Origin of the sequence: Streptomyces sp. DvalAA-14 (assembly GCF_900091855.1) — a bacterium.
In the GTDB taxonomy this organism is placed as follows: Bacteria; Actinomycetota; Actinomycetes; order Streptomycetales; family Streptomycetaceae; genus Actinacidiphila.
The window spans coordinates 1-12440 of the sequence record NZ_FMCH01000145.1 but is presented as its reverse complement, the minus strand read 5'-3'; the positions used below and the strand labels follow the sequence as shown (position 1 = coordinate 12440).

Here is a 12440-nt window from a genome sequence, read left to right as displayed (position 1 = left end):
GGACCCGTAGCCTTGCGTCATGCTCATACGACAGCTGGGCCGCAGTGGGATCTCGACGAGCGAGTTCATCTTCGGCGCGGGCTCGATCGGCGGCGTGGGCAGCTCCGCCGCCACTCTTGGGCAGGGTATTACCGCGGAGCAGGGCATGGCCCGCCTGGACGAGGCGGCGCGCCTGGGTGTCCGCGTCATCGACACCGCGGACGGCTACGGCGGAGGGGAGAGCGAGCGGACGGTGGGGGCGTGGCTGGCCGCCCGGAGACCCGCCGACGTCCTCGTGGCCACCAAGGTGGGCAACACCCCGGAGGGAGTCGACCTGTCGCGCGCCCACCTGGAACGGCACCTGGAGCGGAGCATCGGTCGCCTCGGACGTGTCGACCTGTATCTGTCCCACGCACCGGACCCCTCCACACCGGTCGCCGAGACGCTGGAGGCTTTCACCGCTGCCCGGCAGGCGGGCTCGATCAGGGCATTCGGCGTCTGCAACGTCGACGTCCGCCAGCTGGAGGAGATCCTCTCGACCGCCGCGTCCACCGGACTTGACCGCCCGGAGTGGGTGCAGAACGGCTTCAGCCTGCTGAACCGTGTGGCCGAGCGGGATCTCCTGCCGCTGCTCGCCCGCGAGGGGCTCGGTTTCACCCCGTTCTCCCCGCTCGCAGGAGGAGTGCTGTCCGAGCGTTACCTGGACGGGCGGGCCGTGGCTCCCGGAAGCCGGATCGCGGTGGCGGGCGACCGCTACTACCCGGGCATGCACACGCCGGACAACCTGCGGCGGGTGGCCGCGCTGCGCGCGCTGGCCCGCGAGCGGGGCATCGGCGTCTCGGGCATGGCACTGGCCTGGCTGCGCTCCCATCCGTCGGTCACCGCACCCATCGTGGCGCCCAGCACCACCGGCCAGTGGAACGCCGTACGGGAGGCGCTGGCGACGGACCTCGATCCGGCCGAGCGCGCGGCGGTCTCGGACCTCTTCGCCCGCCACTGAACGGTCCGCCCCGGCGTGGTGCCGGGGCGGACCGTCCGTGCCGATCGTGCGGGGTCAGTGCGCCGGGTCAGTGCACGGGTTCAGCGTACGAGGCCCGTGCACCGGGTCAGGAGGCTGTCAGCGCCGTGTCGTCCACGACGAAGCTCGTCTGCAGGGACGAGTCCTCGGTGCCGGAGAACGCCACGGTCACTGTCTGGCCCGCGAAGGACGACAGGTCGAAGCTCTTCTGGACGAAGCCGGTTGCCGCGTTCGCGTTGGAGTACGTCGCCAGCGTGGTTCCGTTGGCCTTGACGGTGAGCTTGTCGTAGGCCGTGCTGCCGCTCTCGGCGGTGTCGATGTGCAGGAAGAAGGTGAAGGTGGCGCTGCAGCCGGCCGGGACGGCCACTGCCTGGGAGAGCGTGTCGGTGTGGGTGGAGCCGTAGCCGTCGAGCCATGCCTTCCAGCTGCCGGAGTGCGCGGCCTCGTCGGTGGAGTTGTCGACCACCCCGGTGCTCGCGGTCCACGGCGAGGCGGTGCCGGTCTCGAAGCCCGGGTTGCCGAGCTTCTGGCCGGAGGCGGTGCAGCCGCCGCCGCCTCCCGTGCCGGTGACGGTCCAGGTGAAGGCGGCACTGCCGGAGGCGCCGGTGGTGTCCTTGGCGGTGACCGTCACGGTGTAGGTGCCCGCCGTGGTCGGAGTGCCGGAGATCAGGCCGCTGGTGGCGCTGATCGACAGGCCGGGCGGCAGGCCGGTGGCGCTGTAGCTTAGGGTCTGGCCGGAGGCGGAGTCCGTCGCCGAGACCTGCAGGGAGGTCGCGGTGCCGACAGTGCCGGTCTTGCTGCCCGGGTTGGTGACGGTCACGGTGTTGCCGCCGCCCCCGCCGGTGGTGCCGCCCAGCAGTGCGGTGGTGAGGCCGTCGGCGATCGGGGAGCCGACACCGGTGACCGGGTCGTAGCCGGTGGCGGTGCTGTAGTCCTGGTTGGAGCCGGCGGTGATGTCGTGGAAGGCGGCGGCGTATCCGCTGCCGGAGGCGATCCGGTAGAGCGCCGGGTTGGCCTCGCCGAGGTGCGCCTTGCCCGCCGCCTGCGCCTTCTGGTTGTAGAGCGCGCTGAAGCCGGACCACAGCGGGGCCGCGGCGCTGGTTCCGCCGACCACGGTCCAGCCGCCGGTGGTGTACACCGCGAACGGGGAGCCGGGGTAGTCGGCGTTGGAGGAGACGTCGGGCACCGATCGCATGGTGCCGCTGCCGGTCTGCCAGGACGGCTTGGCGTAGACGGTGGACACGCCGCCGCCGCTGTCGCTCCAGGCCCGCTCCGAGCCGTAGGCGCCGCCGCTCAACGTGAGGGTGGTGCCGCCGACGCCGGTGTCGTAGGGGCTGGAGGCGGGGTAGTCGACCGCCTTGGTCGAGGAGCCGGCGCAGTCCCGGGAGCCGTCGTCGCCGGAGGCGCTGTAGATGCTGATGCCCTGCGCGGCGGCCTGCCGGAAGGAGTTGTCCACGGCCGTGCGGACGGACGAGGTGGTGTCCCGCTCGCAGCCGCCCCACGAGATCGAGATCACCGAGGCGCGGTTGTCGGACACGATCTTGGCGGCCATGTCGATCTCGCCCTGGTCGCTGTTGGGCGCCTCGTAGACCAGCTGGGTCGCCTTGGGGGCGACGCCGCGCACGATCTCGCTGTCCAGTTCGACTTCGACCTGGCCGTCGCCGGGGCGGCTGTCGTAGTTGGCGCCGTCCACCGAGACGGTGGCGGCGGCCGGTCCGGTCAGCCCGAACTGCGTGTTGTACGTGGTGAGGTCGGAGGCCTTGTAGCCGTCGAACTCCCACAGCGCCACGGTCTGCCCGGTGCCGTCGGCGCCCACCTGGTTGAGCCGGTAGGCGGCGTCGTACTGGCTCGGGCCGAAGCCGCTCGGCGTCGCGTGCGGTGTCACCGCGCCGCCGGCCAGGTCGGGGTGCAGCACCGTGTGGTTGTCGAGGCCGGAGACGCCCTGTACGGCGGATGCCACGTCCGCGGGGAGGGTGGGGGTGCTGGTGTTGGCGTAGAAGTGCCGCTTCAACGCCGCGTCGTAGTAGTTGACCTCCTGGGTCCCGAAGGCCGACTCGACGACGGACGACGGGCCGGTGGCGTCGATGACCTGGGAGTTGGCGCTGACCGCGGTGACGGTCAGGCCCTGGTCGCGCAGGTAGGCCCGCACGCGGTCGATGTCGGCCTGCGCCGGGGCGAAGCGGGCGTTGAACTGAGCGGGCGTCAGGTAGTGCCCGTAGTCCGCCGAGCCGGGGGTGCTGACCGCGGTGATGAGTTGGTCGAGTGCGGCGCTGTCGCGGAGTTTGAGGCTGACGGCCACCGACAGGCGCTGGGTGCCGGGGACGGCGCCCTGGGCCTGGGATCGGCCCAGCGCGGGGGCGAGGTTCTGGGCCAGCGCCGTGCGTGCGGTGCTCGCGTCGGGGGAGGGGGCGGCGTAGGCACCGGCAGCGGCGGCGACGCCGGCGGTTATCAGTGCCATGGTCGTCATGGATGCCGTGACGGCCCTGCGGAGGCCGCGCCGGGGCGCGGAAGGAGACGAGTGCAAGGAACACCTTCTCTGCGAGATGCACGGGCACGGGGGCGGGAGCGGTGGGGTGCCCCCGGCCCGTGCGGAACCGGGGTGAGCGGTGGCGCACTTGCTGATCTTCGAAGGGTTCGCCGGGTGTCCACGGATCGGTCGGAACACCCGCCGGTCGTGCCCAACTGACGGATAGCAGATGTCATGGACATGACAGATCGAACCGGACATCTACACGCGGAGACTTGGTGGCAACGGTGTCACCATAGGCGGACTTCGCGGCGGCGCACAAGGCGCAGTTCAAGGGGTGGACCGGTCGGGACGACGGCGGGGGGTGAGCGGAGCCGCCGGTCGGGGCGGAGCGTTGCCGCCTCGGCCGGGGTCCGGCCGGACCGTGGCGCGAACGCCGTGGCCCACCGCGGACGAGGAGCGGCTTCGGCAGCCGCCGCACCATCGGCGTGCCGGATGCCGCGGACGCGGACGCGGGTGCGATATTCGTCCGGAGCAGGCGATCTGCGCCCTTTGCCAGGACATGAGCCACCGGTGTCGGATCGGACGGTCCGTCGGCGACGGCTCCCACCGTCGTGGCGACCCGTCAGGTCCCGCAGGGCCACCCGGAACGTCTGTCCCGTCTGGGGAAATGGCTGATCCATGGGAGGTCGTGCCCGATGGCCGCTGACCGACCGGAGCCGGGACCCCAGCGGCCCCTCAAGCGACTCGCGGCATCCCTGCGCGATATCACGGCGGACCCCGAGCACGCCGACGTCCGCCTGCTGCTGCTGGCCCTCACCGTGCTGTCCGGCGCTGTCGACGCGGTGAGCATCCTCAGCCTCGGCCATGTCTTCGTGGCCAACATGACGGGGAACGTGGTCTTCACCAGCCTGCGACTCGCGGGCGCGCCCGGTCCGGCCCTGGCGTCGTCGTTCTCGGCGCTGGGCGGTTTCGTCCTCGGTGTGCTGGTGGCGCGGGTCCCCACCCGCCGGGAGGGGAAGCCGGTCGCACTCGTCCGGGACAGCGTCGTCTGGCAGGCCCTGCTGCTCTCGGCGTCCGCGGCGCTCTCGGCCGCCGCCGGCCCGGACCCCGCGGACGCGCCCCTCCGTGTGCTGCTCGCGGTCGCCGCGACGGCCATGGGAATGCAGAACGCCCTGGCCGGCCGGATCGGCATGGCGGGGATGACGACCACGGTGATGACCCGGGCCATCGTGGGGCTGGTCGAGGCGATCGGTACGGCCTGGTCGGTGACCCTGACGTTCCAGGCGCTGAGCGTCTGCGCCCTCGTGTCGGGCGTCATCGTCGGTGCCCAGCTGGTCGACCATGTCTCGCCCGCCGCGGCGCTGGGATCGGTCGCGGCGGGGGCGTGGACCGTGGCCCTTCTGGCGCACCACCGGCTCAAGGGTGGCCGCGCCACGGCCGGCCGGCGGCGGACGCCGTGATGACGTCAGCCGCTGGGAGGGGGCGGTCCCACCGTCGTGGGCCGGCCGGGCGGCGAACTACAGGCTGTCGAAGTCGGTGACGGTGATCGAGCCATCCGCGGCAAGCGGGAAGGACGGGTTGTGAGCCACCTCCCAGGCATGGCCGTCGGGGTCGGTGAAGACTCCCGCGTAGCCGCCGTAGAACGTCGTGGCCGCGGGGCGCGTCACGGTGGCGCCCGCCCGCTCGGCTGTCGCGATGAGCTCGTCGACTTCGGCCGGGGAGCGCACGTTGTGCGCGAGTACGATCCCGCCGAACCCAGCCGGCTCATCATCCGTGAGGCCGCCGTCGAGCGCGAGCTTGTGGCGGTCCCACAGGACAAGCGCGAGGCCGCCGGCCTGGAAGAAGACGGTTTCTTGCGCCGTCTGCCCCTGCCAGCCGAGGGCCTGGTAGAACGACCGGGCCCGTCCGAGGTCGGAGACACCCAGGGTGATCAGACTGATACGCGGTTCCATCGGCTCACCTTATCCGCCCTTCGCGCCGTCGCCGGGCACCGAGCCGCGGGTCAGGCGGCGGGTGCGGCGGGGCTGTCGGGGCCGCCGTCGCGCTTGTGCCCCGACACCACGGACATCGGGCCGAGTTGCTCCATGCTGTCCAGGGCGTTGAGCCGGCTGTCGAGGCGTGATCACGGGGTCCACCGGGGTCGTGTGTCCTCGCGCCAGGCGCCCAGGCTTTGGGCAGGGGCGGCCTCCCCGGTCAACAGGGAGGCGCCCCAGGTGAGTTACGGCTTGATGACGACGGAGGAGACGATCTTGTCGGCGAACGTCTGCTTCTTCTTGTCCCATGCGGGCCACAGGAAGCCGAGGTAGCAGGGGACCGCGTCCAGGATGTGCAGCAGCCTCCGGCCGAGGGCCAGGCCGAAGCCGAGCACCTGGCCGTCCGCCTCGCGCAGGGTCCGCGTGCCGACCACCTTCTTGCCGGGCGTCTGACCGGTGGTGCCCTCCATGTAGGAGAACAGCACGGTGACGACCAGGGCGACCAGGTACGACAGCAGCACACCCGCGACCCAGCGCACGATCAGGTACGGCACGAGGATGATGACGAAGTCGACCAGATACGACAGGGCGCGCCAGCCCCAGTTGGCCAGCGGCGGCATGCCGGTGGGCTGTTGGCCGTAGGCATTCGGGTCCTCTGGGCCGCCGCCCGGGTAGGACGGAACGCCGGGCTGGCCGTACGCGCCCTGCGGGTAGGGGTCGGGCTGGCCGTACGGTCCGGGTTGTCCCCCCGGAGTGCTGCCATAGGGAGATGGCGTGTTCTCACTCATGCCGGTGAGTAAAGCAGTAAATAAGACCAGGTCATAGTCCTATTCCGCTGGTCTGTTGGCGGGAGTGGTGATCGTGTCGGTCGGCGGCGTCGGCGGGCGCGGTATGTGCCGGTCCATAGGCGTATGAGGTCCCGGCGGAGGTGCGACCTGATGGAACGTCAGGCCGGCGTGGGAGCTTTGCGGCCCGCGCGCCGGGCGCCGCGGGCGGCTTGAGGCCGCCCGACAGGTGCCCGCCACGTCGTGCGGGCGTGCGGCGGACACCTGCCCCGCGCACCGCGGTGTTACAGCGCGACGAGGTCGAACTGCTCCCACGTACCGATCGTGGCGGCGCCGGCGATCAGCGCGGAGGCGCCGGCCGCCGCCGCCGTGACGTACTTGCCGTTGGCCTGCGCGCGCAGGCTCGTGGACCCGTTGCGATTGGTGACCGGTTCGAAGGTTTCCCGCGCCTGCGCGGTGGTGCGGTTGGGGATCAGGAGTGAGGCGCCGGCGTCTTCGGCGCTCTCGGTGCGGACCACCTCCTGCCGCGGCGGCAGGGTCGCCGCCGGGGCGGCGGCACTCGCGGCCTGCGCTGTTCCCGCGGTCGGCGCGGGTATGCCGGCTGCGGCGAGCGCGGCTCCACGCGTCAGAAAACTCCGTCGGTCCATGGCGATGCCTCTCACGAACGGTTGGTGGGGGGAAGGAGCCCTCGTGGTCGGTTGTGCGCCACACCGCTCCCGCGCGCCGTTCACGACTGCGGACGGGGGCCATCGATGTGACTCGACTCCCCGTGGGGGATAGGACTGGACCAATCCTCGGGTCAATCCCGCGCGGCTGCCCCGGCGCGGTCCGGAAAACCGGGGCCGTCTCCGAGCCGCTCGACGCCGGTGGGCCCGGTCATTCCGCTTTCATCGCCAACCGTTCACCGTAGCGCCATGCGCCCTTGGCGGACCGTTCCCGATGGCGGCAGTCCGCCCGCTTCAGCTTGTCCCGGGGCGGGTGCCGGGTGGGGAACGGGACACAGGGGGGAACGGATGGGGTCCATGCAGTTGGGGCCGGTGACGGTCTGGCCGTCGTCGCTCCGGCCGGCCCGGTTGCGGTGGAGCCCCCGAACGGTGCCCCGGTCCGCGTTCGAGCTGTACCGCCTGACACTGCTGCTCGACGACGGGCCGGCGCCGGACCCCTCCGGGCGGGCCGGCACGTTCGGGCCGCGCGTCCTGCACTTGACGGACGGTTCGCGGCCGTACCGTGCGCAGGCGCGGGACGGCCGCGAGCGCCGCGCCGTCCGGGCGGTGGGGGTGGACTTTCCCAAGGCGCTGCTGGCCGTGCCCGCCGACCGGGTCGAGGAGTTGCTGGGCAGGCCCCTGTCGGGCCGGGAGGGCGTCGGCGCGCTGCTGGCGGAGTTCCTCGCCGGCCTCGACCGGCAGGCCGCCACGCTGCGGCCGTCCGACGCCCCCCGCGTGGGCCGGGTCCTGCTCGACCTGCTGTCGGCCTGGTTCGCCCAACTGCTGGAGGCGGAGGCCGGCGTGACCCAGGAGACCTACCAGCGGGCCACCGTGGAAAGCCTGCTGGCGTTCATCCGGCAGAATCTGCACGACCCGGAACTGACGCCCCCCGCGATCGCGGCGGCGCACCACATCTCGCTCAGCTATCTGCACCGTATCTTCCAGCAGCAGCGGCGGGGCGAGACCGTGGCGGCCTGGATCCGCGGCCAGCGGCTCGAAGGCGCCCGCCGCGACCTGGCGGACCCGGCCCTGCGGGCCACGCCGATCCATGTCATCGCCGCGCGCTGGGGGCTGCCGCGCGCCTCCGACTTCACCCGCGCCTTCCGCACCGCCTACGGGATCTCGCCCAGGGAGTCCCGGGCCCGGGCGCTGTCCGGACGCGAGGAGTAGTGGACGCGCTGCGAAGTCCCCCGTGGACCCGGTGCTAACGACAGCCGGGGGAAGCGGCCCGCATCCTGGTCGGGCAGCACAGCAGGACAGCTCCGACGCAGGGACCGACCACGTCAGGGACCACTCAGGGACTACCCAGGGACTGCTCACCACATGGTCATGAAAATCCTCAGATGGGTACTCGCGGTCGCCGTCACCGTGGTGTTCACGGTGGCCTCGGCCGGTTCCGCCGGCGCGGACCCCGAAGGGAAGAACCTCACCAACCTCGCCACCGGCAAGTGCCTGGCCGTGCCCAACTCCAGCGTGGCCAACGGCACCCCGCTCATCCAGTGGCAGTGCAACGAGAACACGGACCAGGACTGGGTGCTCACGCCCGTCGCGGGCGGTGACGGCAACCGGCTCGCGATCGTCAACACCAACAGCCTGAAGTGCCTCGCCATACCCGACTCCAGCATGGCCGACGGCACCCAGGCGATCCAGTGGCCCTGCGACTCCACCAACACCGACCAGCTCTGGACCAAGGACAGCTGGGGCCGGCTGTGGAACGTGAACAGCAGCAGGTGCCTGGCGGTGCCCAGCTCCAGCACCACCGATGGCACCGAGATCATCCAGTGGCCCTGCGACGACAACCTCAACGAGCGGTGGGTGTGGGCCGAGCCCGTCCAGGCCCCCGTCTACGCGCGGCTGTTCAACCAGAACAGCGGGTACTGCCTGGCCGACCCCAGCACCACCACGGCCAGCGGGACCACGATGATCCAGTGGACCTGCAGCGTCAGCCGGAGCAACTACTGGGGCCTCAAGGCCGTCCCGGGCGGCGACCAGGTGGTCAACCTGGGCAGCGGCCAGTGCCTGGCCCTGGCGGGCGCGACGAAGACCAACGGCGCCGACGTGATCGAGTGGCCGTGCGGCAGCGGCCAGGAACAGGTCTGGGTGCACGACGGGCTCGACCGGCTGGTGAACGAGAACAGCGGCCTGTGCCTGTCCATTCCCGACTCGAGCCCGACGAAGGGCACGGAGGCCATCCAGTGGACCTGCTCCGAGAACAAGGACCAGCAATGGATGTGGTGACCCGCGGGCGGGCCTGGTCCGCGTTCCTGATCGTGCTGGTCCTCGCCGTCGTGACCGGCGTCCTGCTGCCGCGGTCGGCCGCCTCCGCCGCCGCGGCGGCGATCCCGGCGGAGGGGGTGACCGTCTACACGGACACCGAGAGCTTCGGCGACGGCACCCGGACGCCGGACATCGCCACCACGAGCGCGAGCGATTCGGTGGTGGCCTGGCGCGAGGGGGTCGTCCCCGGCACGGTCGACCAAGGCGAAATCCGGTATGCCTACACCGTCGACGGCGGTACCACCTGGAGCCGTCCCATGACACTGGCCCAGGAGACGAGCGGGACGGCCTGGCAGTACGTGCTCCTCTACAACCGGGGCAACGAGGTCTTCGCCTACCTCGGTGGAACGGCCGCCACCAGCACCAACGGCAATCCGATCAACACGATCGTCGTCAAGCGCAGCACCGACGGGGGCCACACCTGGCACGAGGACAACCCCCACGCGTTCCCCCAGCTCGACAACATCATCCTCTCCGGTCGCCCGGTCCAGCTCGCGGACAGCGCCTATGTCATGCCCTACTGGTCGAGCGGCCGGCGCAACGGTGTGCTCTTCTCCGACGACCTGACGACGTGGACGGACCGCGGACACGTGTCGAACGGCAATGCCGTCCTGGCCGGCGAGAACCAGCTCGCCCTCGCGCAGGACGACGACCCGAGCGCGCCGGTGGACGCACGGCATCTGGTCATGGTCGCCCGCAGCGGCACCACCGACGCGGCCCAGCAGGCGACGAGTTCCGACGGCGGCGCGACCTGGACGGACTTCGCGCCGAACCCGGACCTGCCGAGCCACAACATCGCCCGGGACTTCTTCACCAAGGACAGCGACGGAACGTACCTCTACATCTACAACAGCGGTCTGGACGCGAGCGATCGAGACATCCTGGACTACAAGATCCGGCCCGCCGGGCAGTCCTGGACCGCCGCCTTCTTCGCCGACGGCTCGTCCGCCGACTGGGACCCGACGCCGGCCGGCACCGGACGCGGCTGGGACACCTACCCGATGGCCGACGAGTACGCGCCGGGCAAGTACTTCGTCGTCTGGGAGTTCGACACCTCCCGGATCAGGGTCCGGACCCTCGACATCTCCGCCGCCGCCGGATAACCACCCGCCGACCTCCGCACCCCCCGCCCGCGGTCCGCGGGCGGGGGGTGCGGGCCCGCACACGGCGCCGCAGCCGAGGCCGCTGCGGACTCGTGGCACCTCCGTGACGGGTTGCAGAACTGGTACGCGCGGCAGTGCGACGGCCACCGGCCGGCAGGTACGAACGCCCGGTGGGGGACGTGATGGCCGGCGCCCGTGAGCACCGAGGCGAGGGCAGGATCAGGAGGCGGTCAGCCGGGTGCGCCAGCAGTAGCAGACCATGGGCAGCTCGACCAGGCCGTCCCGCATCTCCGCCGTCTCGCGGACCTTCACCTCGATCCGGTCCGCGAGTTCGCGCTTGCGTTCGTCCGGCAGGGCGATGAACCTGCTGTAGGTGGCGAACATGGCGACGACCTCCTCGACGGTCAGCGCGGCCGTCCAGGTGACGGCGTTCGCCTCCGGCGGCGTGAACGGCACGCCGGCCGGCAGCCACGGCTTGTCGTACATCCGCCGGATCAGGTTCCCGATCCTGTCGTCGATCCCCATCTCCTCGTGGACGTAGGCGTCCAGGCCGTCCAGCCACGGCACCCTCCGGTCCCGGCGGGTGTAGAGGATGCCGAGCGTCCCGCCCGGCCTGAGCACCCGGGCGATCTCCGGAAGCGCCGCGGCCGGGTCCATCCAGTGCCATGCCGCGGAGACCGTGACCGCGGCCACCCGCGCGTCCGGCAGCGGGATGTGCTCGGCGGTCCCGTCGAGCACCGTCGCCCGCGGACACGCGCCGGCCAGCACCTGCCGCATACGGGGATCGGGTTCGACCGCGACGAGGTCCCCGACCCGTTCGGCGAGCCGGCGGGTCAGCAGACCGGTGCCGGCGCCCAGGTCCAGCACGGAGGGGCAGTCCGCGGGCAGCAGCCAGTCGAGCGCATGCGCCGGCGGGCCGATCCGGTAGCGGTCGTAGTCCTGCGCCGCGGCCCCGAAGGACACGGCGAGGCTGGGCAGTTCGGGCATGGCACTCCGTAGGTCGTCGGGCAGGCAGGCCGTCGTGCGGCCGGGAACAGAGAGGGAGCGGAGCCGGGACGGCGGGGAGCCGGAGCCGGGCCCGGCCCGGGGGTTCAGAGGCCGCGCAGCCCGGTGAGCACCCGCTCCAGCAGCGTCACGTCCGGCCGGCCCCCGGCGTACGAGGGCTGCTGGACGTTGACGAAGCCGCTCTCGGCGAGGTCGCTCACCAGCACGCGGGTGACGCCGAGCGGGATGTTGAGCAGCGCGGAGATCTCGGCCACCGAGGTGAGGTTCGTGCACAGGCGGCAGATCGCCTGCTGCTCGGGGAAGAACCGCGCGCCGCTCTCCCAGGCGAGCGCGGTGGTGCCGACCAGGGCTTCGAGGGCGAAGTCGGTCCGCGCTGTCGTCCGGCCGCGGGTGACGGCGTACGGACGGACGAACGGCGAGTCGCGCCTGCGGTCTGCACTCACGAACGCACGTCCTTCCGGGTGTGATGCGGACGGCCGATCGCGCCGGGTCTCAGTCGGCCAGCGCGTTCTGCAGTTCCCTGCGCACGGCGGGGGTGAGCACGTCGCCGGTCCGCTCGACGAGCAAGGTCATCTCGTAACCGACGACCTTCATGTCGCAGGTGGGCGAGGCCAGCGCCACCAGAACGGAGCCGTCGCTGATCGACATCAGGAAGAGGAAGCCGTTCTCCATGTCGACGACGGTCTGGGCGACCACGCCGGCCTCGAACAGCGTGGCCGCGCCCTGCGTCAGGCTCGCCAGGCCCGAGGCCATCGCGGCGAGCTGTTCGCCCCGCTCCTTGGGCAGGGACGCCGAGGCCAGGAGCTGGACGCCGTCCGAGGAGATGACCACCGCGTGCGCGACTCCCGGCACCTGCTTCACGAAGTTGGCGATGAGCCAGTTCAGGTTCTGCGCTTCGTTGCTGAGATCGCTCATGGCTGGGACTGCTTCCTGTGCTGCCGAGGACGTCGTCCGACGGCGCTGCGGACCGGGGAAACACGGAGGACGAGGGAGCCGGCCGCCCGCTCACAGCGGCGCCGATCCGCCCGGCGACCGGCCGTGCCCGTCACGGTCGGCCCCGTCCTTGCCCTGCCTGACGCCTTGGTGGAAGTTCGACAGCCGATCCCTCATCAGGTTCGCCGGGCGC

12 protein-coding genes are annotated in these 12440 nt (G+C 71.8%); 5 read left to right on the top strand and 7 right to left on the bottom strand.

Features of this window, described 5'->3' with window-relative positions; all coding sequences use genetic code 11:
* The first annotated feature begins 19 nt into the window (after positions 1-19).
* Complete coding sequence (locus GA0115240_RS06895) at positions 20-979, top strand: aldo/keto reductase (protein WP_093735768.1); 960 nt, start codon at positions 20-22, stop codon at positions 977-979.
* 106 nt (positions 980-1085) lie between these two features.
* Here the strand turns inward: GA0115240_RS06895 and GA0115240_RS06890 are convergent, their stop codons facing one another.
* Complete coding sequence (locus tag GA0115240_RS06890) at positions 1086-3455, bottom strand: protease pro-enzyme activation domain-containing protein (RefSeq protein WP_237554668.1); 2370 nt, start codon at positions 3453-3455, stop codon at positions 1086-1088.
* Positions 3456-4162: 707 nt separating this feature from the next.
* Here GA0115240_RS06890 and GA0115240_RS06885 point away from each other — a divergent pair.
* Positions 4163-4927 (top strand): YoaK family protein, encoded by a 765-nt coding sequence (locus GA0115240_RS06885; protein ID WP_093735767.1) that lies wholly within the window; start codon positions 4163-4165, stop codon positions 4925-4927.
* 57 nt (positions 4928-4984) lie between these two features.
* Here GA0115240_RS06885 and GA0115240_RS06880 read toward each other — a convergent pair whose 3' ends face one another.
* The 3 genes from GA0115240_RS06880 to GA0115240_RS36080 all read right to left on the bottom strand — a co-directional run bounded on the left by GA0115240_RS06880 (position 4985) and on the right by GA0115240_RS36080 (position 6872).
* The gene (locus GA0115240_RS06880) at positions 4985-5419 is read right to left on the bottom strand and encodes a VOC family protein (protein ID WP_093735766.1); all 435 of its coding nucleotides are present in this window, start codon (positions 5417-5419) and stop codon (positions 4985-4987) included.
* Positions 5420-5685: 266 nt separating this feature from the next.
* Positions 5686-6228 carry an RDD family protein gene (locus tag GA0115240_RS06875; protein WP_093735765.1) on the bottom strand — a complete coding sequence of 181 codons (543 nt, stop codon included), beginning with the start codon at positions 6226-6228 and terminating at the stop codon, positions 5686-5688.
* Between the two features lie 281 nt (positions 6229-6509).
* Positions 6510-6872 (bottom strand): fascin domain-containing protein, encoded by a 363-nt coding sequence (locus GA0115240_RS36080; protein ID WP_141708754.1) that lies wholly within the window; start codon positions 6870-6872, stop codon positions 6510-6512.
* Between the two features lie 447 nt (positions 6873-7319).
* Between GA0115240_RS36080 and GA0115240_RS06865 the strand changes: the two genes are divergently transcribed.
* The 3 genes from GA0115240_RS06865 to GA0115240_RS06855 all read left to right on the top strand — a co-directional run bounded on the left by GA0115240_RS06865 (position 7320) and on the right by GA0115240_RS06855 (position 10309).
* Positions 7320-8099, top strand: coding sequence for a helix-turn-helix transcriptional regulator (locus GA0115240_RS06865; protein ID WP_346267923.1), 780 nt, complete (start codon positions 7320-7322; stop codon positions 8097-8099).
* Positions 8100-8258: 159 nt separating this feature from the next.
* Complete coding sequence (locus GA0115240_RS06860) at positions 8259-9167, top strand: RICIN domain-containing protein (RefSeq protein ID WP_237554667.1); 909 nt, start codon at positions 8259-8261, stop codon at positions 9165-9167.
* Positions 9155-10309: a sialidase family protein gene (locus GA0115240_RS06855; protein WP_093735761.1), complete on the top strand. Its 1155-nt coding sequence runs from the start codon at positions 9155-9157 to the stop codon at positions 10307-10309. The genes GA0115240_RS06860 and GA0115240_RS06855 overlap by 13 nt, the downstream gene beginning before the upstream one ends.
* Before the next feature lie 219 nt (positions 10310-10528).
* On the opposite strand, the gene GA0115240_RS06850 is transcribed toward GA0115240_RS06855, so the two are convergent.
* The 3 genes from GA0115240_RS06850 to GA0115240_RS06840 all read right to left on the bottom strand — a co-directional run bounded on the left by GA0115240_RS06850 (position 10529) and on the right by GA0115240_RS06840 (position 12229).
* On the bottom strand, positions 10529-11296 hold the full coding sequence (locus GA0115240_RS06850; protein ID WP_093735760.1) for a class I SAM-dependent methyltransferase: 768 nt from the start codon (positions 11294-11296) through the stop codon (positions 10529-10531).
* A 104-nt stretch (positions 11297-11400) separates the two neighbouring features.
* Entirely contained in the window at positions 11401-11757 is a 357-nt protein-coding gene (locus GA0115240_RS06845) for a DUF742 domain-containing protein (protein ID WP_093735759.1), read from the bottom strand.
* Positions 11758-11806: 49 nt separating this feature from the next.
* Positions 11807-12229: a roadblock/LC7 domain-containing protein gene (locus GA0115240_RS06840; RefSeq protein ID WP_093735758.1), complete on the bottom strand. Its 423-nt coding sequence runs from the start codon at positions 12227-12229 to the stop codon at positions 11807-11809.
* Between the last annotated feature and the right edge of the window lie 211 nt (positions 12230-12440).

Bases quoted from the DNA above. Each gene is read 5' to 3' on its own strand.
- GA0115240_RS06850 (WP_093735760.1), bottom strand. From the start codon at position 11,296: ATGCCCGAACTGCCCAGCCTCGCCGTGTCCTTCGGGGCCGCGGCGCAG.
- GA0115240_RS06855 (WP_093735761.1), top strand. From the start codon at position 9,155: ATGGATGTGGTGACCCGCGGGCGGGCCTGGTCCGCGTTCCTGATCGTG.
- GA0115240_RS06875 (WP_093735765.1), bottom strand. From the start codon at position 6,228: ATGAGTGAGAACACGCCATCTCCCTATGGCAGCACTCCGGGGGGACAA.
- GA0115240_RS06890 (WP_237554668.1), bottom strand. From the start codon at position 3,455: ATGGCACTGATAACCGCCGGCGTCGCCGCCGCTGCCGGTGCCTACGCC.
- GA0115240_RS06840 (WP_093735758.1), bottom strand. From the start codon at position 12,229: ATGAGCGATCTCAGCAACGAAGCGCAGAACCTGAACTGGCTCATCGCC.
- GA0115240_RS36080 (WP_141708754.1), bottom strand. From the start codon at position 6,872: ATGGACCGACGGAGTTTTCTGACGCGTGGAGCCGCGCTCGCCGCAGCC.
- GA0115240_RS06880 (WP_093735766.1), bottom strand. From the start codon at position 5,419: ATGGAACCGCGTATCAGTCTGATCACCCTGGGTGTCTCCGACCTCGGA.
- GA0115240_RS06885 (WP_093735767.1), top strand. From the start codon at position 4,163: ATGGCCGCTGACCGACCGGAGCCGGGACCCCAGCGGCCCCTCAAGCGA.
- GA0115240_RS06860 (WP_237554667.1), top strand. From the start codon at position 8,259: ATGAAAATCCTCAGATGGGTACTCGCGGTCGCCGTCACCGTGGTGTTC.
- GA0115240_RS06895 (WP_093735768.1), top strand. From the start codon at position 20: ATGCTCATACGACAGCTGGGCCGCAGTGGGATCTCGACGAGCGAGTTC.